Raw genomic sequence first — 21936 nt, 5'->3', positions numbered from 1 at the left:
TATGGCTTTAGCAGGACTTACAACAGAGTTTCAAATCTATTATGAAAAGCTTGGAGAGGGGACACCTATCGTTTTTTTGCATCCCCCAGGCATGAGTCATCTCGTGTTTGCCTATCAAAAAAGTCTTTCATTAGCCTGCCAAACCATTTTTCCTGATCTTCGGGGTCATGGCAGATCTACTGTTAAGGATCAAGGGACTTTTACTATTTATGATCTCGCCGAGGATGTGGCAGATCTTCTCGATCATCTGCTGATCGATCAAGCCGTTATTTGCGGTTACTCTTCTGGAGGGTTGATTGCTCAAGCCTTTGCGATTAAATATCCTGAACGCACAAAAGGACTTATTTTAAGCGGTGGGTTTTCGGAAGTATCCACGTTTACGCTGAAAAAGCAGTTTCAAACAGGAATAAGGCTGGCCAAAAGCACACCAGCCCTTTTAAATCAGATTCTTGTTAATACGCATTCTAACACCGAGCACGAAAAGAAAGAGATGTTCTTTTATCATAAACAGACTGATCGACCAACGTGGGTGCGCTTTTATCAGGAGAGCATGTCGTTCAACTGTACAGAAAAAATAAAGGAATGGCAGTTTCCGCTTCTTTTTCTTTACGGAGACCAGGCGGAATATATGCACTATTACAGAAATCTGTATCAAAGAAACGTCCATCAGCGTGCTCAGTTCGTCATGCTGGCTAAAGCTTTGCATCAGCTTCCGATTAAGCATTTTGAAAGCTTTAATTCAGAGGTTAGACGCTTTGTATCAAGTCTCACATAAGAATCGTTCCGCCGCTCATTCTTTTAAAACCGCGTACCTTTTCAAGCTCGTTTATGAGCTGAAGGGCAGCGCGGTCTTTTTGTTTGGCCTCAATCATAACGTCCAGCTCACCGGTGAACTCTGACACCATCTTAAAGAAGGGCAGTACATAATCCAGACTGACAAAGTCATGATGACTCCTGTATGCTTTCTCATCTTTAGGCGAAGATAGGTGCACTTTCGGCGGTCTTCCTGTATTTTTCCAAGTCTGAACAAAACGGGGAAGCAGCTCTTCTAAAGGAGTGTCGCCAGGATTCGCTTTGTAATGATGATAATCAAACATGAGCGGAACACCTTCTGTTACACAAACTTCCAAAGTTTCTTCAGTCGTGAACGTCTTATCGTCGTTCTCAAGCGTCATGCGGCTTTTCACGTCTGATGGCAACATTTTAATATTCCCATAAAAGCGTTCTAATGCGGCCTCTTTATCTCCATAAGCGCCGCCAACATGAATATTGATGTAGCTCCGATCCTCAATTCCCATCCCTTTTAAAAGATCATAATGATATTGCATATCCTTCACAGCATTTACGGTAACTTCAGGACGAGGGCTTGTAAAAAGCGTAAATTGATTTGGATGCATACTTGTTCTAAGATTATATTTCTTAACGATTTTCTCGATCTCTTTACATTCCTGTTTTGTCTTCTTTAAAAAATCCCACGATGCATCAGGATGTGTAGCAAGTGGAACGATGGAAGAAGACATCCGGTATAGCGGCAATTCGTGCGCCACGCAATAATGGAGAACACGCAGTGTGCGCTCTAAATTGTTTTTTGTAATCGCGAGGAGCTGTGCTTCCCGTTCTTTTTTATCTCTTTTTTGATATGTAGCAAATGTCATCGTTTTAGCTGGCGAGGCCTCATATAAGTTGAGAGCTGTCGAAACAAAACCAAAGGATGTAAGCATTTTTGGCCCCCTTATGTTTTTTATCTCTAACTTAAAAGATTTTGGTTTAAAATGGTTTTGAAAAACACCCCAGTGCAAGTTGATTGGAGCGCAAGGTGCGAGACTCCTGCGGGACGAGTGGGACAGGTGAGACGCCTAAAGGGGCAAAGCGGCAGGAGGCTCACCGCCCGCCCCGCGGAAAGCGAGTATCATGGAGCGGAAATCAACCACTTTCAAAAGCCTCTAAGGTTACGAAGAAAAGATTGCTTATAAGAATGGCGAAATAATAAACCCGGCCGCTTCCTTTAGACGGACTTTTAGGGTGCGGGTTTCTTTAAGACGTGTCAGCGTCAGTTTTTCAGAGCGTGCCAGATCAGATTCAATCACCTTTTTTACTTCTTGAATATAATTTTGGTCGGTAAATATACAGTTGATTTCATCGTTAAAGAAAAAGCTGCGGAAATCAAAGTTTGCAGTTCCGATATCGCAGATCTGTTCATCAAACATCAGCACTTTTGAATGATAGAACCCTTCGTGAAATTGATAGATTTCTGCACCGGCTTCTAAGAGCGGTTTTAAATAGATGTAAGATGCTTCTTTAACAAGAGCATGATCGGGATTCATCGGTAAGATTAATGTGAGTTTTACACCTCTCTTTAAAGCCCTGAGAAGTGCCTTGTTCATCTTTTTACCCGGAATGAAGTAAGGTGAACCAATTAAGATGCTTTTTTTCGAACGTTGAATCTTTTCGTAAAAGAATCGGTACACAGCACTTCCGTTAGAATGAACGAGCATAAAATCTTTTTGGGAGGAATCGTCCTGATCCGTGGCTACAGATACATTTAAGTCCTCGCCAGACGCCACATTCCAATCGTGATTAAATGATTGCTGAAGCGCGCCGACAACCGACCCGTGTAATCTCATGTGGTAATCACGCCAATCACCGAGCTTTGTATCTTTCCCGATGTACTCATTTCCGACATTATAACCGCCAGCATATCCGATCTTCCCGTCAATAATTGCTACTTTGCGGTGATTTCGGTGGTTAACCCGATACAAAAAATAAGGGAATCCAGGTTTGTTACAGTACTGAAAATGAATTCCGGCTTTTTTTAATGACTGGATCGTTTCCTGTTTAACGCCATGGCTGCCAAGAAGATCGAGCAGCAGCCGAACTTCAACACCTTCTTTTGCTTTTTGGATTAAAAGAGAACATAGATCCTGGCCGAGCTCATCATCACGCAGAATATAGAACTGAATGTGAATATATTTAGCTGCATCCTTTATATCTTGAAAAAGTGCATCAAAAAAATGATACCCGGTTGATAAAAATTGCATTTCCCCTCTTGTCGTCGATGGAGGCAATTCCAGACTGACTTGTTTCTTATGACCAAAATAAAAATCAATCCATGCCAAAATGCATAGGATTGGTAGTAAAAGAACGATCCACATTTGAAACTCCTCCTTTTGCAAAGCTTTCGTATTAGTATACCCTGCATGAGTTAAACCACTAAAAAAATTTTTTTGGAGTATGGCGACTGAATGCTCATTCATTTATTTTTTATGATATAATGATGTCAGAAAATTATTTTTTATTAGAATAGTTGAAAGAGAAAGAAATAGGGTATAGCAGCATTGGAAGGGAGAGAAAGTGATGGACGGCTTAATGATAGCAAACTGGATTGCGTTTCTTTTTGTAACCGCTTACGCACTATTTTTGTTTGCCTATGTGGTTAAAACAAGGTATGAATTTATAAAGCTTGGAAAAAAAGTAGAGTTTGATCATACCATACAAGCAAGAATGAAAGCAGTACTAGTCAATGTCTTCGGACAAAAGAAGCTTTTAAAAGATAAAAAAAGCGGAATTATTCACGTTATGTTCTTTTACGGATTTATCTTAGTCCAGTTTGGAGCGATTGATTTTATTTGGAAAGGACTTGCGCCTGGCTCACATCTGCCACTAGGCCCGCTTTATCCTGGGTTTACGTTCTTCCAGGAAATCGTAACAACGATGATTTTAGTTGCGGTCGTTTGGGCTTTCTACAGAAGATATGTTGAAAAGCTTGTCCGCCTAAAGCGCGGTTTCAAATCAGGTCTCGTTCTATTGTTCATCGGCGGCTTGATGCTTTCTGTTTTGTTAGGAAACGCTGCTGAGATTATTTGGCACGACCTTCCATACGAATGGACGGCGCCGATTGCATCAGGACTTGCGATGGGTCTTGGCTTTTTAGGAAAAACCGGAGCTGCTGTTGTTTTCTTCATCTCTTGGTGGATTCATTTATTGTTCTTATTAACATTCTTAGTGTATGTTCCTCAATCAAAGCACGCACACTTGATCGCTGGGCCGCTTAACGTGTGGCTTGGCCGTAAAGACAAGATAGGGAAGTTATCTTCTATCAATTTTGAAGACGAAACACAGGAAGTTTTCGGTGTTAACAAGATTGAAGACTTCAACCAGAAACAGCTCGTTGACCTTTATGCCTGCGTAGAGTGCGGACGATGTACGAATGTTTGTCCGGCGACAGGCACAGGGAAGATGCTTTCACCAATGGATATGATCGTGAAATTGCGCGATCACTTAACAGAAAAGGGAGCTGCCGTTACTTCTCGTACACCTTGGATGCCGGCATTTGCGTTCACGAACACAAAAGGGAACCAGATCGCATTTGAAGCGAGAGGCCAGGGAGCACAAGAAACAGCTGCAACGACAGATGGATCATCTGCACTTTCTTATGATGTTGAGATGATCGGCGAAGTAATGACAGAGGAAGAAATCTGGGCATGTACGACTTGCCGAAACTGTGAAGATCAGTGTCCAGTTATGAATGAGCACGTCGATAAGATTATTGATATGCGCCGTTACCTTGTATTGACTGAAGGTAAGATGGACCCTGAAGCGCAGCGTGCGATTAAGAATATTGAAAAGCAAGGAAATCCTTGGGGAATCTCGAAAAAAGAGCGCGAGAACTGGCGCGAACTGAAGGAAGATATCATAATCCCAACGGTTAAAGAAAAAGAAAAAGCAGGGGAAGAGTTCGAGTACCTGTTCTGGGTAAGTTCAATGGGTGCTTATGATAACCGCTCACAAAAGATCGCCCTTTCACTTGCGAAGATCATGAATGAAGCAGGCATCACTTTTGCGATTCTCGGTAATAAAGAGAAAAACTCTGGTGATACTGCACGCCGTCTTGGAAACGAGTTCATGTTCCAAGAGATGGCGAACGCGAACATCGCATTGTTTGAAAAGCATGATGTGAAAAAGATCATTACGATTGACCCGCATGCTTATAACACCTTTAAAAATGAGTATCCTGAGTTTGGTCTGAAGGCAGAAGTGTATCACCATACGGAGCTACTGGCTGATTGGATCAAAGAAGGAAGAATTAAGCCAAAGTATGAAGTGAATGAAACGATCACTTACCATGATTCCTGCTACCTTGGCCGCTATAACGAAGTATACGAACCGCCTCGTGATATTTTAAAAGCCATTCCGGGCGTAAAAGTCGTTGAGATGGACCGCAATCGTCAAAATGGAATGTGCTGCGGAGCAGGCGGCGGAATGATGTGGATGGAAGAAAAAGCAGGATCGCGTGTAAACGTTGCTCGTACAGAGCAAGCACTAGCTGTTAATCCAACCATGATCGGAAGCGGCTGTCCTTACTGCTTAACGATGTTAAGTGACGGGACAAAGGCGAAAGAAGTGGAAGAACAGGTTCAAACGTTAGATGTTGTTGAAATCTTGGAGAAATCCTTGTTTGGATCACAAAAACAAGAAGTTCTTCAGTAACTAAAATTTATATGTGTGAGCTGCCAGGTTTAGTGCCGGCAGCTTCATGCTTGATATTTAAGTGACTGAGCGTTCGCTCGGCTTGGCTTATTTTTGAAAGCGTTTACTAAAAACTCGATAAATACGGGAGGTTTTTGTATGACTAGATCAGTAATCGTCAGCGGGGCACGTACGCCAGTTGGGAAGTTTGGCGGGGGATTAAGCTCTTTGACTGCTTCAGACTTAGGCGGAATCGCGATTAAAGAAGCACTTCAGCGCGGAGGTGTTTCACCTGAATCTGTTGATGAAGTGATTTTAGGATGTGTTCTTCAAGGCGGGCAAGGGCAGATCCCTTCACGTCAGGCTGCACAAAAAGCAGGACTGCCTTGGGAAACAAAGACGGAGACGATTAACAAAGTGTGTGCTTCAGGTCTTCGTTCGATTACGATGGCAGACCAGATCATTCGTGCCGGTGATGAAGAAGTGATCGTAGCAGGCGGAATGGAGTCCATGAGCAATGCTCCGTATATTTTACCGAAAGCTCGCTGGGGTCTTCGTATGGGAGACAGCTCCGTTAAAGATCTTATGGTGCATGATGGTTTGACGTGTACGTTTACTGGTGTTCACATGGGTATCTACGGAAACGATGTGGCAAACGAGATGGAGATTTCGCGTGTGCGCCAAGATGAGTGGGCATACAGAAGTCACAGCCTTGCTGTTAAAGCGGCAGATAATAATGTGTTTGCTGAAGAAATCGTTCCTGTTGAAGTTCCTCAGCGTAAAGGTGATCCAATCATCGTTTCTGAAGATGAATCACCGCGTAAGGATACTTCTGTTGAGTCTCTTGCAAAATTAAGACCTGTTTTTTCACAGGACGGAACGATTACAGCAGGAAATGCGCCAGGAGTTAATGATGGTGCGGCAGCAGTCGTTGTGATGAGTGAAGAACGCGCTGCAAAAGAAGGCAAGGAAGTAATGGCGACGATCTTAGGGCACACAGCGATCGCAGTAGAAGCGAAGGATTTCCCGAAAACGCCAGGTCTTGTCATTACAGAGCTTTTAAAGAAAACTGGTAAAACGTTAGAGGAAATCGATCTTTTTGAAATCAATGAAGCATTCGCAGCTGTTGCTTTAACAAGTGCAGAGCTTGCTGGATTAGATCTTGAAAAAGTTAACGTGAACGGCGGTGCAGTAGCACTCGGCCATCCGATTGGAGCGAGCGGCACACGCATCGTTCTTACATTGATTCATGAATTAAAAAGACGCGGCGGCGGACTTGGGATCGCTTCGATCTGTTCAGGCGGCGGTCAAGGTGACGCGATTTTAGTAGAAGTAAAAGCATAAAAGGAGGAAGAGTAAGTGAGCATAAATCAAATTATGGTGATTGGCGCAGGACAGATGGGATCGGGGATCGCACAAGTTTGTGCCATGGCAGGCTACGGCGTAATTTTACATGATATTAAGGATGAATTCGTTCAAAAAGGAATCGGAAATATTCAGAAGAACTTGAATCGTCAAGTTGAAAAAGGGCGCATGGAGGAAAGTGAAAAAGAAACGATCCTATCCCGTCTAACGACATCGGTATCTCTAGAGAATGCTTCAAAAGCAGACCTGGTAATCGAAGCGGTTGTTGAGAACATGGACGTGAAAACACAGTTGTTTAAGATGCTTGACCAATACGCACCAGACCACACGATATTAGCATCAAACACATCATCTCTTCCGATTACGGAAATTGCTGCAGTTACAGAACGTCCTGAAAAAGTGATCGGCATGCATTTCATGAACCCGGTCCCGGTTATGAAACTAGTAGAAATCATCCGCGGTTTGCAAACGTCGGATGATGTATACGAAACGATCGAAGCGGTATCTAAGAAACTGCAAAAAGTGCCGGTAGAAGTAAATGATTTCCCAGGGTTCATCTCAAACCGTATTTTAATGCCAATGATCAACGAAGCAATATTCGCGGTCTATGAAGGCGTTGCAACACCGGAAGCGGTTGACGAGATTATGAAACTCGGAATGAACCACCCGATGGGGCCGTTAACACTAGCAGACTTTATCGGACTCGATACATGCCTCTACATTATGGAAACGCTGCATGAAGGCTTTGGTGACGATAAGTACCGCCCATGTCCGTTGCTAAGAAAGTACGTAAAAGCTGGATGGTTAGGCAAGAAGACAGGCAAAGGTTTCTACACCTACGCATAAGGGGTCTGACCCCAGACAAATACAAATAGCGATTTTGTCTATGTGAGAAAGACAAATCGCGAATCGGCACAATAGCATGTTCTATCTGTGCCACGATAGATTTTCAAAAAGGAAATGGGGAGAGACCATGAACCTCGTGTTTACGGAAGAACAAAAGATGATGCAGAAGATGGTACGGGATTTTGCACAAAAAGAGATAGCACCGGCCATTGAACATATGGAAGAAACGGAAGAGTTTCCGCGTCATCTTATAAAGAAGATGGCGGAGCTTGGGCTGATGGGTATTCCGATTCCTGAAGAGTACGGCGGAGCGGGAATGGATTTTACGTCGTACATCATCGCGATTAATGAACTTTCAAAAGTGAGCGCGACGATTGGTGTTATTTTATCAGTCCATACGAGTGTCGGAACGAATCCGATCCTTTATTTCGGGAATGAAGAACAAAAGAAAAAATACATTACTAAGTTAGCGAGTGGAGAGTACCTTGGTGCGTTCGGATTAACAGAGCCAAGTTCAGGTTCTGATGCAGCAAGTCTAAAAACAAGAGCTGTTAAACAAGGCGATCATTATGTGCTGAACGGCTCGAAGATCTTCATAACAAATGCAGGCGAAGCGGATGTGTATATCGTGTTTGCTTCAACGGAACCAGACAAAGGGAGCTACGGAATCTCAGCCTTCATCGTAGATAAAGATACGCCTGGTTTTTCAGTAGGAAAGAAAGAGAAAAAAATGGGGTTAAACGGATCAAACACGTGCGAGATTGTTTTTGAGGATGCGCGTGTTCCTGCTGAAAATCTGCTAGGCAATGAAGGTGAAGGCTTTAAGATCGCGATGAGCAATCTGGATGTGGGCAGGATCGGAATCGCTGCTCAGTCTCTTGGTATCGCAGAAGCTGCCTTGGAATATGCAACGAACTATGCAAAAGAGAGAAAACAGTTCGGCAAGCCGATCGGGGCGAATCAAGGTCTTGGATTCAAACTGGCGGACATGGCGACAGAAGTGGAAGCGGCAAAACTTTTAACGTATCGTGCGGCAGACTTAAAGACAAATAACATGCCATGCGGAAAAGAAGCGTCGATGGCAAAACTATTCGCTTCAGAAACAGCGATGAAATCAGCGATCGAAGCTGTGCAAGTATACGGCGGCTACGGCTACACGAAGGAATATCCGGTTGAAAGACTGTTCCGTGACGCGAAAGTGTGTCAGATCTACGAAGGAACAAGTGAAATTCAGCGTATGGTACTCAGCAAACACCTACTAGGGTAAGAGGGAGAGAATAGAGATGCAATTTTTATTATCTGAAGAACATGAAATGATCCGCAAGATGGTGCGTGATTTTGCACGTAACGAAGTAGAACCGACAGCGGCTGAACGTGATGAAGAAGAGCGCTTTGACCGTGCGATTTTTGATCAAATGGGAGAACTAGGACTTTGCGGTATTCCTTGGCCTGAAGAGTACGGCGGAATCGGCGGAGACTATCTTGGCTACGTAATCGCAGTTGAAGAACTATCACGTGTATGTGCATCAGTTGGTGTAACTCTTTCTGCGCATACATCACTTGCAGGATGGCCGATCTTCAAGTTCGGTAATGAAGAACAAAAGCAAAAGTTCCTTCGTCCGATGGCAGAAGGAAAGAAAATCGGTGCTTACGGCTTAACTGAGCCAGGTTCTGGATCTGATGCAGGAAACATGAAAACAACTGCGAAAAAAGACGGCGACCATTACATCATCAACGGCTCTAAAATCTTTATCACGAACGCTGGCGACGCAGAAATTTATGTCGTGTTTGCCCGCACGGATATCGATGCAGGAACGAGAGGGGTTTCCGCTTTTATCGTAGAAAAAGGGACACCAGGATTTTCTTTTGGGAAAAAAGAAAAGAAACTCGGGATTCGTTCTTCTCCAACATTAGAGATCATTTTCGAAGATTGCCGTGTGCCAGCTGAAAACCTTCTTGGCAAAGAGGGTGAAGGCTTTAAGATCGCGATGATGACGCTGGATGGCGGACGCAACGGTATTGCAGCTCAAGCGGTAGGAATCGCGCAAGGTGCACTTGATGCATCCGTAAATTACGCGAAAGAACGCAAGCAGTTTGGTAAGCCGATCGGTGTTAACCAAGGTATCGGTTTTAAACTAGCTGACATGGCAACAAAAGTAGAGGCGGCAAGACTATTAACCTATCAGGCTGCATGGAGAGAGTCTGAAGGGCTTCCATACGGAAAAGAATCAGCGATGTCTAAGCTCTTTGCAGGAGACATTGCGATGGAAGTAACAACAGACGCTGTTCAAGTATTCGGCGGATACGGGTACACGAAAGAATACCCAGTCGAACGCTATATGAGAGACGCGAAAATCACGCAAATTTACGAAGGCACACAGGAAATTCAGCGTCTCGTAATTTCTAAAATGCTTTTAAAAGATTAAGAGTTAGGAAATTTGCGACACTTTGGCTAGAAAGCCTTCTAAAGTCGAGATGCGATCGAGGAATCTCTGGGCTGTCAACCGCGAAAAAGGACTTACTTTTTAACAGAGATGTTTTTTAACAGAGTGTTGCTTACAAATAGGTTTTAAAAACACACTTGCAGTTGATTGGAGAGGAAGGTGCGAGACTCCTGCGGGATCAGTGGGACAGGTGAGACTCCTAATGGCGCAAAGCGCCGAGGAGGCTCACCGCACACCCCGCGGAAAGGGAGCACCTGGATCGGAAATCAACCACTTTCATTTTATCATGAGACAGATTTTTAAATCACTTTAGGAGGAAACCATGCATCCATTAGCCAAGCGCATCCAGCAAAAAGAGGAACGGGCACTTGCAAAAGCGATCACACTTGCTGAAAACAGCGGAGCAGATAAACTAGAGCTTCTAAAAAGCATCTACCCGATGCAAAAAGGCGCACACTGGATCGGCATCACCGGTTCACCCGGTGCCGGTAAAAGCTCGCTCGTCAACCACCTCATTTCCTTTCTGCGAAACAAAGGTTTGACGGTAGCGGTTGTTGCAGTGGATCCGACAAGTCCTTTTAGCGGTGGGTCCATACTCGGAGACCGTGTACGGATGGCCGACCATTTTACCGATCCGGGTGTGTTTATCCGAAGCATGGGAACCCGCGGAAGCTTAGGCGGACTGTCCCGTTCAACCAAGGAAACGGTACGGCTCATGGATGCTTATGGTTTTGATGTGATTTTAATAGAAACGGTAGGAGTCGGGCAGTCTGAACTCGATATTATGAAACTTGCAGACTCTGTCGCAGTTGTCCTGAATCCGGGCAGCGGGGACGTCGTGCAGGTATTTAAGGCAGGAATCATGGAAATCGCCGATCTGTTTGTCGTGAATAAGGCGGATATGCCAGGCGTTCCAAAGCTTTTAGCAGAGATTGAAGCGATGCTTGATCTTGTAAAACACGACAGCCCTTACCGGCCGCCTGTTGTTCAGACGATTTCTACAGAAAATAAAGGTTTGCAAGAGTTGTGGGAAGCGCTTCTTGCTCATAAGGAATATTTGATAGAAAGCGGAGAGGGTAGCATTCGCAAGCTTTCCAACCTGAAACGTGAAGTGATGGAAGTTGTTCAGCACGAGATTTTTCAGCAAGTATGGACAGATGAAAAAGAAAATGGATTCTCCTGGCTTGCCGACTTAGAACAAGGCACTACAGACCCTTATACAGCCGCAGAGCAAATCTTGCTGCAACGAATTCAGCCGGCAGACAAATAGGAGAAAATGAGTGGGAAATGAGGGAGGCCATTTGAGTAAGAAAGAAGTGCCGTCGCTCGTAAAAGACGAAAAACTCATTCAAAAGCGACGCGAAGAGATGGTAAAAGCTGCGGTGTCTTTATTCAAGAAAAATGGCTTTCACCGCACAACGACCCGTGAGATCGCAAAAGCTTCTGGCTTCAGCATCGGCACACTTTACGAATATATCCGGTCTAAAGAGGATATTTTGTACCTTGTCTGCGACAGCATCTATGATGGCGTTAAGCTGAGACTGCAGCAGGATATCGACTCGGCAGACAGCGGAATTAAAGGTGTCGAGAAGGCGATCACGGCTTATTTTAAAGTGATGGACGATATGCAGGATGAAGTGCTGGTAATGTACCAAGAAGCCAAGTCGTTATCTGAGGAAGCACTTCCGTATGTGCTGAAAAAAGAGCTTGAAATGACAGCGATCTTTGAAAAGCTTTTATCACAGGCTGTGCTCGAGGGCGAGCTGGACTTAAACGAAAAAGAGATCCAGGCTGCTGCACATAACATTTTGATCATCGGGCAGATGTGGACGTTCAGACGATGGGCGCTTCAAAAGATGTATACCCTTGAAGAATATACAAAATTACAGCTCCAGCAGCTGCTTCATGGCATAAAAGGAGCGTAAGAAAGGATGAAAAAGATGGCTCAAACTGATATTTACCGGCCGAAAAATCCGGTTCGATTTGTAACCGCTTCCAGTCTTTTTGATGGACATGATGCATCAATCAACATCATGCGAAGAATCATCCAGTCAAACGGATGTGAAGTTATACATCTTGGACATAACCGTTCCGTAGATGAAGTCGTAAGTGCCGCTATACAGGAGGACGTTCAAGGAATCGCGATCTCTTCTTATCAAGGCGGACACGTGGAATATTTTAAATATATGATCGATTTGCTCAATGAGCGAGGGGCAGAGCACATTAAAGTTTTTGGCGGAGGCGGAGGCGTTATTATCCCGCCTGAGATTAAGGAACTTCATGATTATGGCGTAACACGCATCTTCTCACCAGAAGACGGAAGATTGCTAGGTTTGCAGGGCATGATCAATTTTATGGTAGAAGAGTGTGACTTTCCGACGGTTACTTCGTTAACGGATGAAATCGAAAAGGTAAAAGAAAAAGACGTACGTTCTGTTTCCCGTCTGATCACACTTGCCGAGAACGCAAAGCAAGCACCTGAAGAGATTGCAGCGACAGCAGAACAGACTCTTTCAGCTTTAAAAGGTTTGCAGAAGCAAGTCCCTGTTTTAGGAATCACTGGTACTGGGGGAGCGGGGAAAAGCTCGCTTACCGATGAACTTGTACGCCGTTTCTTAAACGAGTGTGAAGATAAAACAATCGCTATTATTTCAATCGACCCGACGAAACAGAAGACGGGCGGAGCACTTTTAGGCGATAGAATCCGCATGAACGCGATCTATCATCCTCGCGTTTATATGAGATCATTGGCAACGCGCGGATCACGTTCTGAGCTTTCCGATGCTATTAAGGATGCTATCGCGGTAACAAAAGCAGCGGGCTATGATCTGATCGTTGTTGAAACGAGCGGTATCGGGCAAGGTGATGCTGGAATTTCTGAGATTTCGGACGCATCTTTATATGTGATGACAAGCGAATTTGGCGCGCCGTCGCAGCTTGAGAAAATTGATATGATCGATTACGCAGACATCATCGCGATCAATAAATTTGAGCGTAAAGGCTCAGAGGATGCATTGCGTGATGTGAAGAAACAATATCAGCGTTCTCGCAACTGGTTTGATAAAGACTTAGATGAGATGCCGGTTTATGGTACAATCGCGAGTCAGTTTAATGACGCTGGCACGAACGTATTGTTTTATCACTTAATGAAGGTGATCGAAGAGAAGTCTGGTGTGGATTGGGGCATTCAGCCGGCAGCCGAAGCGATGACAGCAAAGAAGAACGTGATCATTCCAGGTGAGCGCGCTCAATATTTAAACGAGATCGCACAGACTGTCCGTACGTATCATGAAACGGTGAACGAACAGGCAAAGCTTGCGCGTAAATCGTTCCAGATCAAAGGAACACTTGAAACGGTAAAAGAGTATGACGCATCGGGCGCTGAAATTGAAGCAGGGTTAAACAAAGCGCTTGAAAAAGTGGAAGAACAGATTTTGCCGGCAACTTCTAAAATGCTAAAAGAATGGCCACAGCTTAAAGAAATGTACAGCAAGAAAGAGTTTGTGACGAAGATTCGCGACAAAGAGATCGTGACAGAACTGACGACGAAAAGTCTTTCAGGTCTTGATATCCCGAAAGTGGCCCTTCCGAAGTTTGAAGACTGGGGAGATATCGTAAAGTGGATCATGAAAGAAAACGTTCCTGGTTCATTCCCTTATACAGCAGGCGTTTTTCCTTTTAAACGTAAAGGAGAAGATCCGAAGCGTCAGTTTGCTGGAGAAGGAACACCAGAAAGAACGAACCGCCGTTTTCACTACTTGTCTAAAGACGATGATGCGAAGCGCTTAAGTACGGCGTTTGACTCTGTAACGTTGTATGGTGAAGATCCGGATTACCGCCCGGACATTTACGGAAAAGTCGGGGAGAGCGGAGTAAGCATCTGTACGCTCGACGATATGAAGAAGCTTTATGACGGTTTCGATCTAATTGCTCCTTCTACATCTGTTTCAATGACAATCAACGGTCCTGCACCGATCATCCTTGCGATGTTCATGAACACAGCGATTGCTCAGCAAGTAAAAGTTTTTGCTGATGAGAATGGACGTCAGCCGAATGAAGCGGAATACGCAGAAATTAAAGCGAAGACTCTTGCATCTGTCCGCGGAACCGTTCAAGCAGATATTTTAAAAGAAGATCAAGGACAAAACACATGTATCTTCTCTACTGAATTTGCTCTTCGCATGATGGGAGACATTCAGCAGTACTTTATCGACCATCAAGTGCGCAACTATTATTCGGTTTCGATTTCCGGCTACCATATTGCTGAAGCTGGTGCGAACCCGATCACACAGCTTGCGTTCACCCTTGCAAACGGCTTTACGTATGTAGAATACTATTTGAGCCGCGGTATGGATATAAACGCATTCGCACCGAATCTATCGTTCTTCTTCTCAAACGGACTTGATCCGGAATACAGCGTAATCGGCCGTGTGGCGAGAAGAATTTGGGCTACCGTAATGCGTGATAAATATAAAGCGAATGAACGCAGCCAAAAGCTGAAGTATCATATCCAAACTTCTGGCCGTTCACTTCACGCACAGGAAATCGATTTTAACGATATCCGTACAACGCTTCAGGCGTTGATGGCGTTGTATGATAATTGTAATTCATTGCATACCAATTCTTATGATGAAGCGATCACAACACCGACAGAAGAATCTGTTCGCCGCGCGATGGCGATTCAGATGATCATCACGAAAGAACTTGGTCTTGCACGTAATGAGAACTCTCTTCAAGGGTCGTTTATCATTGAAGAATTAACGGATCTAGTAGAAGAGATGGTTCTTCAAGAGTTTGAGCGTATGAATACAAGAGGCGGCGTACTAGGCGCGATGGAGACTCAGTATCAGCGCGGAAAGATCCAGGAAGAGTCTATGTACTATGAAATGAAGAAGCATGATGGTTCACTTCCTATTATCGGAGTTAACACTTACTTAAATCCGAATTCGCCATCTGATGAAGAGTTCAATATGCAGCTGGCACGTGCAACGAAGGATGAAAAAGAACAGCAGATCATAAACCTCGCAGCTTTCCAAAATACGAGCAAGGATCATGCTGGTGAAGCGTTAGCTCGTTTGAAGAGTGTTGCGCTTAACGGCGGAAATATCTTTGAAGAGCTGATGAACACCGTAAACTATGCAAGTCTTGGCCAAATCACGAGTGCACTGTATGAAGTCGGGGGCAAATATAGAAGAAATATGTAAAAATAACCGAGTAGACCCAAGAGGCACAATTTGATGTCTTTTTGGGTCTATTTTTTTTTAGTAAGAATGAATTGAGCGTAAATTCTTATACTAACGGGAGTAAAAAAAACTGGAGAAAAGGGGTGCCGTTAGTATGTTTAAGTACTTGATCATTTCAATCATTCTTAGTGTCATACTTATTTTATCCTCTTTTTTTACACGTAAAAGGTTGCATCCTTACGAGATCGGAATGAACTGGCTCTTCATTTCTTCCTTGTTATTTATATGTTCTAATATTGTAGAACTCAATCAAAAATGGATTGAAGTAGACCATGCCCAATTCCCTTTTTGGATTCTAACATTGAATCGGTTATTTATTATTCCAGGCTTAACGATTTGGCTGCTTTTTTTATATTCTGTAAAAAACGTTCATCCCTTTCATAAAGTACTATTTACATGTCTTTGGTTTATAATCATGACCACATTACAGTTTTTTCATGATTCAATCGGTCTCATACAATTTAGACAATGGAATATTTATTTTTCTATTTTAGAATGGTTCATTATATGGTTTTTATCTTTTGGCTATTGGACTTCCTTTAGATTATTGCTAAGGAAAGAGGCGGTACTAAAGTGAGATTCTCTGAAATTTTTGACAGGAATGAATACTTTATTATTGCGGTTTGTATCTTCTTGATTATTTTGACATTATGCTTAAAAAGAAAATTTCCGTATTCACAGATTTTTATTATTTTCACACTGAATTTCTTTTTAGCAGCAAGCCTGGATCATATACTGGCAGGTCCTCCATATGACTTGTACGATATAATGGATATTCCGGATTTTGAAGTGTTCGATTTTATTATCTACTTGTTTATTTATCCACTCTCGGGGTACTTGTTTATGTATTTTTTCGATACTTGGCATCATAAAGGTCTCCAAGCCGTTTATTATTTATTGTCAGCATCAATCCTTACACTGGGATTAGAATGGTTTTCGAATCAGTTTCATATTTTTGTTCATAATGAATGGACATACTTTCACTCTTTTATTACTTATTTTCTTATTTATTGTTTAAATGTTTGTGTGTATTTTTGGATGAAACGACTCTACAGAGTGTAATAGATGCATTGGCTGAGTTCCTTAGAGCTCAGTCTTTTTCCGTTTCATTAAATAATCACTTGTCCTTTAGTAAAAGATAAAACGGATAACAGCAGATGGATGGGGAAATTCGATGGAAAGGGAAGTGCATCATGAATTGGTTTAGGAAAGAATCGAAAAAAGAAGAGCATTCTCTTTTTAAAATTATTCAGCATTTCAAGAAGTCTGGTGATTTTATAGACTTTCATAATCCCCAATCTCCAGCATCTTTTTGGATTTCATACTTCGGTTCACTAATAGATGCAGAGATTATCCATCGGGACATCCTGCCTTTCTTAAACAAATTACCCACTAAAAAACTGGAAGACATAAAAGCGGGCCTACCCATTGAAAATGTCATGATAACGAGTGACCTTGAAACCATTCAAAAGATGATGTTGAAAGGGTCGTTGCTCATCCGATTAAAAGAAGATGATAACAAGGGATTACTCGTTAAAGCAGAGATGAATAAAGCGCGAGAAGTGACGATACCCGAAGAAGAATTCAGCGTTGTAGGTCCAAAGGAATCGTTTGTGGAATCGTTAACGACGAATTTAAACCTCGTCAGGAAGCGGCTGCCGATTCCTCAATTAGAGATCAAGGAATTTACGGTAGGTACCCTTTCACACACAAGGGTGGCTGTTTTGTATATTTCGGGAATTGCAAATGAAGAAAACATTAACACGGCTCTGCAGCGGGTAGGAGATTTACAGTATCACCAGATATTAGATAGTTCTTATATTTCTCAAATGATTTCTGATAATGACAATTCTCCGTTCCCGCAGCTGATCGACACAGAACGGCCAGATCGGGTGGCAGGTGTTTTAGCGGAAGGAAGCATCGTTATTTTGGTAGATGGATCCCCGCATGCTCTTATCGGTCCGACTACATTGGTAAAGTTCTTCTCGGCATTGGAAGATTATTTTATCAACTGGCAATTGGCTTCTGTTTTAAGAGTTATACGTTTATTCGCCGTATCGTTTTCTATCTTGGTAACACCGGTATACGTAGCTGTACTGAATTACCACTATGAATTAATACCAAAAGATCTAATGGCAACACTTGTTTCATCTAGAAGCTTAATACCGTTGCCTCCATTTTTAGAGGCATTAATATTGGAACTTACGATTGAACTTTTACGTGAAGCGGGAGCAAGGCTGCCTACAAAAGTAGGTCAGACGATCGGTATCGTAGGAGGGATCGTTATCGGTACGGCGTCGGTTGAAGCGGGATTAACAAGTAACGTGCTCCTTATCATCGTAGCTTTGGCTGCTTTGGCATCCTTTACAACTCCCGTTTACAAAATGGGTAACGCGATTCGTTTAATCCGCTTTCCTTTTCTTATGCTTGCGGAACTCTGGGGGCTTATTGGGATAGGCATTGCTTTTATTTTTTTGATGGGGCATATTTTACGATTAACGTCTTTTGGCCGTCCGTATTTAGAACCCATCTATCCTCCGCGTTTGGAAGACCTGAAGGACGCTTTTATCCGCCTTCCTTTTAAAATGCAGGAAAAAAGGCCGATTGAATTACAATCGCCTGACACCATCATGTTTTCTAAACGAAAAGCGGATGAAAACAAGGATATTGATGAATAACTTTTGACAAGGAGAAGACTATTTATGAAAGTACCGGTTAAAGAGCAATACCTGATCAATCCATCATTAGTCTTTTTCGTTGTTCATAGCATGCAAATTGGGGTTGGGGTACTTGGTTTCCAGCGGTATGTGGCGATTTATACGGAACAAGACTCCTGGATCACAGTTGTGATAGCAGGTGCAACCCTCCACATTGTGATTTGGCTGATGTACAAGATGCTGAATAAAGAGCAGGGTGATATCATCTCCATTCATGAAAGTGTATTCGGCAAGTGGGTAGGTGGTATGTTATCTGTCCTTTTTATGCTGTATTTAATTGCACTAGGAATCACTATCCTTCGTACTTTTATAGAGGTTCTGCAAGTGTGGATGTTTCCGTTAATGAAAACGTGGACGTTCTCTCTCGTATATTTAATTGCAATTTATTACATCATTTCTGGTGGATTCCGTACAGTAGTAGGTGCTTGTTTCCTTGGAGTTGTAGTCCCGTTTTATCTCATATTTACTTTTTTGGCGCCGCTTGAATTTGCAAATTTCAGAAATCTGCTTCCCGTATTCGATCATTCCATAAAAGAAACTCTTTCTTCTTTTAAAACAATGACCTTGAGTTATTTAGGTTTTGAACTTCTTTTAGTGTACTATCCTTTTATTAAAAAGCCGGAAACCTCTCAAAAATGGGCACATTATGGCAATCTTTTTACAGTCTTCCTATATCTATATTTAATGTTGATCACCCTTGTTTACTTTACCCCTGATCACTTAAAAAGAACGATATGGGCCACTTTAACAATGTGGAAAATCATTAAGTTTCCCTTTGTTGAACGGTTTGAATATATCGGCATCGCCTCATGGGTCGTCGTTATATTTCCTAACCTTTGTTTAGCATTTTGGGCCGCTAGCCGGACAGCAAAACGGCTATTCAATGTGAAGCAAAAAAAGGTGCTCATCGCCATTTTAACGATTACTTTAGTTGTTAACACGTTACTCAGAGACCGGGCATCGATTGACCTGTTAAACAGCTGGGTTTCAAAAATCGGTCTTTACTTTATATATGGATATATACCACTCCTTTTTGTCTGTTCTTCTCTTTTAAGTAAAGTGAGGAAAAAAACATGAAAAAAAAGATTATCATGACTCTGCTGGTGTTTATTGTTGTCTCGTATTTCGGAAGAATTGAGAAAGAGATCATCGATGAGCTGGAAGTGGCTACTGCAGTAGGTTTTGACTCTAAAGGCAAGAACAAGATTGAAGCTACTGCAGTAATGCCTCTTATAAAGCCGGATAAAACGATATCGAATAAGACTATTTCTACTGTAGGAAATTTAAGCAAGGAAGCTTTAAGTAATGTGAACCATAAATCACACAAGCCGGTAGTGAACGGTAAGTTGGAAGTCGCTCTGTATAGTAAAAAGATTGCGGAATTAGGAATGCAAGATTTTATTGATACCTTTCATCGGGATCCAAGCGTTGGTTCAAGGCTGCTTTTAACGGTTGTAGATGGTGAAGTAAAAGAGATGCTTCAAAAAAAGTTCGAGGAGTATGACACAGGCAGTTATATCCAAAGACAGCTAAACCATAACATGAAGCTTGGTTTGATCCCTACTTCAAACCTGCACCTTTTTTTATCTGCTTATTATACAAAAGGAATGGATCCGGTATTGCCCCTAATTAATCTAAAAGGTGAGGAGATCAATATAAAAGGACTTGCTCTGTTTAAGGGAACGAAAATGGTTGATTCGATTCCTTATCGAAATATGTTCGTTTTTAAAGCGCTGCATGAAAATATAAAAATGGCAGGGTATAAGTTGAAAACAAAGGAGAAGGGGAAGACCGAATACTTTTCGATCCAAGGCATCAGTACAAGTAAGGAGTTTGACGTCAGAAATATTCACACTGCTCCCGAAATCATCCTCCATTTAAAGATAAAGGGTTATATCCGTGAATATACAGGGGAAGGAGTAACAGCAAAAACGGTAGAAAAGGCAGAAAAATTGATGGAAGATAAGGTAAATAAAGAAGCAGAAATGCTCATAAAAAAGTTCCAAAGAAAGAGTATCGATCCGTTAGCATTTGGAGAGCAAGCAAGAAGCCGTACAAGACACTGGGACGAAAAGAAATGGGCTCAGCAATACAAAAATATGAAAGTGAATGTAAAAGTTGATGTGATGATTACGGAGATCGGAGTTGTAGATGGATTGGAACTGTAAGGATAGTCGGTAAAGACCTGCAGGTGGCAGGGTCTTTAATTGATTTGATTCTTTAATTCAAGCGGAAGATTAGTTTTGATGAAATGAAATACCCCAATCAGCAGCAAACTGGCTAATGGATATGTAGGGATGGAATATATCAAATTCCAATTACGATAGGTCAGGACACCGTTGATTAAACAAAGACATTCGTAAAAGATAGATATGGCGGTCCGTAGTAAGGAATCATTCGATAGCAGAACAAAAGTGAATGGAAAAAGAAAGTGAGGTGAAAACAACATATGAACATATTGATTGCAGGAATCGCTTTAATCATTGGATGGAAGTGGGGGGACTGGAGAAACTGGGAGAAGTATTACTCGACAATCCTTTTTATGATCATAGGCAATTTTTTATACAATATCCTCACATACAATCATCCCATGTGGCTCTATGAAGAAGCATTTCTGCCAAATCATACAATGATTGAAATGGTTCACTCATTTGTTGTTTTCCCTGTCACAGTACTTGTTTTTCTGCCGCATTTTCCTGAAAATAATCTTTTTAAAAAAATCGTATATATTTTACGATGGGTAGCTATTTTTATTTCTGCTGAGTGGATTTTATCAAAATTAGAGTACTTCTCTTATCATAATGGATGGAGTATCGTTTGGTCCGTCTTATTTAATATGGTAATGTTCACTTTGTTAAGGATTCATTTTAAACGACCGTTGCTTGCCTGGATTATTTCGGTTTTCATAGTTCTTTTTTTTATGATTTTCTTTAATGTTCCGATTGAAAAAATGAGATAACTCAATAAATTTGAAAAAAGCGAGATTACTACTGGCATAACCTTATAGGATTTGTTTATAATGAAGAGTATGATTCTTCTAGAGAATGAGCAAAATGTGTTGATATAAATGAGTGTGGAGAAGGAAAGGAAGTGCCGATGTGGCTATGTTGAACACGTATACGAAAGAGCAAGTCGTTGAAATGTCTATGGTCGAAATCGCATTTGAAATTTTGCAGAATGAAAAGCAGCCTATTCAATTCTACGATTTAGTTAAGCAGATCGCTGAAATTAAAGGTTTGTCTAAAACTGCAGTTGAAAACCGAATTGCGTATTTTTACACGGATATGAATATTGATGGACGCTTCGTTTCATTGGGCGATAATAAATGGGGATTGAAAACGTGGTACCCAGTTGAGAGCTCTGAGGAAGAACTAGGTGCTACTAACAAACCTACAAAACGTAAAAAAGCATCTGAGGATGACTATGACTTTGAAGAGGACTTCGATGATGAAGATTTCGATGAGTTAGAAGTAGAAGATGAGTTCGTTGAAGAAGACGACGATCTTGCAGATGATGACGATGACGACGATGACGACGATGATGAAGATGAAGAATTAGAATTCGACGAAGATGATGAAGACTTCGAAGAAGACGAAGAAGACGAAGACCTCGCTGATGAAAAAGAGGAAAATCTTTAATTCTTGAGAACCGGTGCCTGAGTGCACTGGTTTTTTTCCTTTTTTAACAAGTGGTAGTTAGGGTCCGTCATATATATGTGACTAAATGTGGATTGAAGAGCAAAACACGTGGATTAGAGACCAAAACTTTTGGATTCACCACCAAAATTCGTGGATACATAGGCTGAATTTATGGATTGACGGAGTCTGGTGCAGTATTTAGATTCATTTTTTCTTA

Annotated in this window: 18 protein-coding genes; 16 read left to right on the top strand and 2 right to left on the bottom strand. The window is 42.2% G+C overall.

What is annotated here, in order from left to right; translation table 11 throughout:
- Position 1 precedes the first annotated feature (1 nt).
- Complete coding sequence (locus tag ABE41_RS19455) at positions 2 to 775, top strand: alpha/beta fold hydrolase (protein WP_066294021.1); 774 nt, start codon at positions 2 to 4, stop codon at positions 773 to 775.
- Here ABE41_RS19455 and uvsE read toward each other — a convergent pair.
- Together uvsE and cls are read right to left on the bottom strand one after the other, a co-directional pair.
- Positions 768 to 1721, bottom strand: coding sequence for a UV DNA damage repair endonuclease UvsE (gene uvsE, locus ABE41_RS19450; protein ID WP_066294019.1), 954 nt, complete (start codon positions 1719 to 1721; stop codon positions 768 to 770). The two genes, ABE41_RS19455 and uvsE, sit on opposite strands and share 8 nt — an antisense overlap.
- 246 nt (positions 1722 to 1967) lie before the next feature.
- Complete coding sequence (cls, locus tag ABE41_RS19445; protein ID WP_066294016.1) at positions 1968 to 3152, bottom strand: cardiolipin synthase; 1185 nt, start codon at positions 3150 to 3152, stop codon at positions 1968 to 1970.
- Positions 3153 to 3354: 202 nt separating this feature from the next.
- Between cls and ABE41_RS19440 the strand changes: the two genes are divergently transcribed.
- The 15 genes from ABE41_RS19440 (at position 3355) to rpoE (ending at position 21719) form a co-directional block, all read left to right on the top strand.
- The gene (locus ABE41_RS19440) at positions 3355 to 5487 is read left to right on the top strand and encodes a heterodisulfide reductase-related iron-sulfur binding cluster (RefSeq protein ID WP_066294015.1); all 2133 of its coding nucleotides are present in this window, start codon (positions 3355 to 3357) and stop codon (positions 5485 to 5487) included.
- 138 nt (positions 5488 to 5625) lie between these two features.
- Positions 5626 to 6810, top strand: coding sequence for an acetyl-CoA C-acetyltransferase (locus ABE41_RS19435; RefSeq protein WP_066294014.1), 1185 nt, complete (start codon positions 5626 to 5628; stop codon positions 6808 to 6810).
- Between the two features lie 33 nt (positions 6811 to 6843).
- On the top strand, positions 6844 to 7677 hold the full coding sequence (locus tag ABE41_RS19430) for a 3-hydroxybutyryl-CoA dehydrogenase (protein WP_437435479.1): 834 nt from the start codon (positions 6844 to 6846) through the stop codon (positions 7675 to 7677).
- Positions 7678 to 7804: 127 nt separating this feature from the next.
- On the top strand, positions 7805 to 8944 hold the full coding sequence (locus ABE41_RS19425; RefSeq protein ID WP_066294011.1) for an acyl-CoA dehydrogenase: 1140 nt from the start codon (positions 7805 to 7807) through the stop codon (positions 8942 to 8944).
- A 16-nt stretch (positions 8945 to 8960) separates the two neighbouring features.
- Positions 8961 to 10103 (top strand): acyl-CoA dehydrogenase, encoded by a 1143-nt coding sequence (locus ABE41_RS19420; RefSeq protein ID WP_066294009.1) that lies wholly within the window; start codon positions 8961 to 8963, stop codon positions 10101 to 10103.
- A 340-nt stretch (positions 10104 to 10443) separates the two neighbouring features.
- A complete protein-coding gene (gene meaB / locus ABE41_RS19415; RefSeq protein ID WP_066294007.1) occupies positions 10444 to 11391 on the top strand; it encodes a methylmalonyl Co-A mutase-associated GTPase MeaB in 948 nt (315 codons plus the stop codon).
- Between the two features lie 31 nt (positions 11392 to 11422).
- Positions 11423 to 12046 (top strand): TetR/AcrR family transcriptional regulator, encoded by a 624-nt coding sequence (locus ABE41_RS19410; protein ID WP_066294988.1) that lies wholly within the window; start codon positions 11423 to 11425, stop codon positions 12044 to 12046.
- A 15-nt stretch (positions 12047 to 12061) separates the two neighbouring features.
- Entirely contained in the window at positions 12062 to 15325 is a 3264-nt protein-coding gene (gene icmF, locus ABE41_RS19405) for a fused isobutyryl-CoA mutase/GTPase IcmF (protein ID WP_066294987.1), read from the top strand.
- Between the two features lie 133 nt (positions 15326 to 15458).
- Positions 15459 to 15941, top strand: coding sequence for a hypothetical protein (locus ABE41_RS19400; protein WP_066294006.1), 483 nt, complete (start codon positions 15459 to 15461; stop codon positions 15939 to 15941).
- Positions 15938 to 16426 carry a hypothetical protein gene (locus ABE41_RS19395; RefSeq protein ID WP_066294003.1) on the top strand — a complete coding sequence of 163 codons (489 nt, stop codon included), beginning with the start codon at positions 15938 to 15940 and terminating at the stop codon, positions 16424 to 16426. Before ABE41_RS19400 ends, ABE41_RS19395 begins: the two co-directional genes overlap by 4 nt.
- Positions 16427 to 16557: 131 nt before the next feature.
- Positions 16558 to 18042 carry a spore germination protein gene (locus ABE41_RS19390; protein WP_066294001.1) on the top strand — a complete coding sequence of 495 codons (1485 nt, stop codon included), beginning with the start codon at positions 16558 to 16560 and terminating at the stop codon, positions 18040 to 18042.
- Positions 18043 to 18066: 24 nt separating this feature from the next.
- A complete protein-coding gene (locus ABE41_RS19385; protein WP_066294000.1) occupies positions 18067 to 19158 on the top strand; it encodes a GerAB/ArcD/ProY family transporter in 1092 nt (363 codons plus the stop codon).
- The gene (locus ABE41_RS19380; protein ID WP_066293996.1) at positions 19155 to 20249 is read left to right on the top strand and encodes a Ger(x)C family spore germination protein; all 1095 of its coding nucleotides are present in this window, start codon (positions 19155 to 19157) and stop codon (positions 20247 to 20249) included. The genes ABE41_RS19385 and ABE41_RS19380 overlap by 4 nt, the downstream gene beginning before the upstream one ends.
- 281 nt (positions 20250 to 20530) lie before the next feature.
- On the top strand, positions 20531 to 21040 hold the full coding sequence (locus ABE41_RS19375) for a CBO0543 family protein (protein WP_066293993.1): 510 nt from the start codon (positions 20531 to 20533) through the stop codon (positions 21038 to 21040).
- A gap of 145 nt (positions 21041 to 21185) precedes the next feature.
- Positions 21186 to 21719, top strand: coding sequence for a DNA-directed RNA polymerase subunit delta (gene rpoE / locus ABE41_RS19370; protein WP_066294985.1), 534 nt, complete (start codon positions 21186 to 21188; stop codon positions 21717 to 21719).
- The last annotated feature ends 217 nt before the right edge of the window (positions 21720 to 21936 follow it).

Source organism: Fictibacillus arsenicus, from assembly GCF_001642935.1.
GTDB classification, from domain to species: domain Bacteria; phylum Bacillota; class Bacilli; order Bacillales; family Fictibacillaceae; genus Fictibacillus; species Fictibacillus arsenicus_B.
The sequence above is the reverse complement of the archived record's forward strand: the minus strand, read 5'-3'. Positions and strand labels throughout refer to the sequence as shown.

What these genes read in the sequence shown, in the direction of transcription:
- ABE41_RS19455 (WP_066294021.1), top strand. Translation starts at nt 2, where the DNA reads ATGGCTTTAGCAGGACTTACAACAGAGTTTCAAATCTATTATGAAAAG.
- uvsE (WP_066294019.1), bottom strand. Translation starts at nt 1,721, where the DNA reads ATGCTTACATCCTTTGGTTTTGTTTCGACAGCTCTCAACTTATATGAG.
- cls (WP_066294016.1), bottom strand. Translation starts at nt 3,152, where the DNA reads ATGTGGATCGTTCTTTTACTACCAATCCTATGCATTTTGGCATGGATT.
- ABE41_RS19440 (WP_066294015.1), top strand. Translation starts at nt 3,355, where the DNA reads ATGGACGGCTTAATGATAGCAAACTGGATTGCGTTTCTTTTTGTAACC.
- ABE41_RS19435 (WP_066294014.1), top strand. Translation starts at nt 5,626, where the DNA reads ATGACTAGATCAGTAATCGTCAGCGGGGCACGTACGCCAGTTGGGAAG.
- ABE41_RS19430 (WP_437435479.1), top strand. Translation starts at nt 6,844, where the DNA reads ATGGTGATTGGCGCAGGACAGATGGGATCGGGGATCGCACAAGTTTGT.
- ABE41_RS19425 (WP_066294011.1), top strand. Translation starts at nt 7,805, where the DNA reads ATGAACCTCGTGTTTACGGAAGAACAAAAGATGATGCAGAAGATGGTA.
- ABE41_RS19420 (WP_066294009.1), top strand. Translation starts at nt 8,961, where the DNA reads ATGCAATTTTTATTATCTGAAGAACATGAAATGATCCGCAAGATGGTG.
- meaB (WP_066294007.1), top strand. Translation starts at nt 10,444, where the DNA reads ATGCATCCATTAGCCAAGCGCATCCAGCAAAAAGAGGAACGGGCACTT.
- icmF (WP_066294987.1), top strand. Translation starts at nt 12,062, where the DNA reads ATGGCTCAAACTGATATTTACCGGCCGAAAAATCCGGTTCGATTTGTA.
- ABE41_RS19400 (WP_066294006.1), top strand. Translation starts at nt 15,459, where the DNA reads ATGTTTAAGTACTTGATCATTTCAATCATTCTTAGTGTCATACTTATT.
- ABE41_RS19390 (WP_066294001.1), top strand. Translation starts at nt 16,558, where the DNA reads ATGAATTGGTTTAGGAAAGAATCGAAAAAAGAAGAGCATTCTCTTTTT.
- ABE41_RS19385 (WP_066294000.1), top strand. Translation starts at nt 18,067, where the DNA reads ATGAAAGTACCGGTTAAAGAGCAATACCTGATCAATCCATCATTAGTC.
- ABE41_RS19380 (WP_066293996.1), top strand. Translation starts at nt 19,155, where the DNA reads ATGAAAAAAAAGATTATCATGACTCTGCTGGTGTTTATTGTTGTCTCG.
- ABE41_RS19375 (WP_066293993.1), top strand. Translation starts at nt 20,531, where the DNA reads ATGAACATATTGATTGCAGGAATCGCTTTAATCATTGGATGGAAGTGG.
- rpoE (WP_066294985.1), top strand. Translation starts at nt 21,186, where the DNA reads ATGTTGAACACGTATACGAAAGAGCAAGTCGTTGAAATGTCTATGGTC.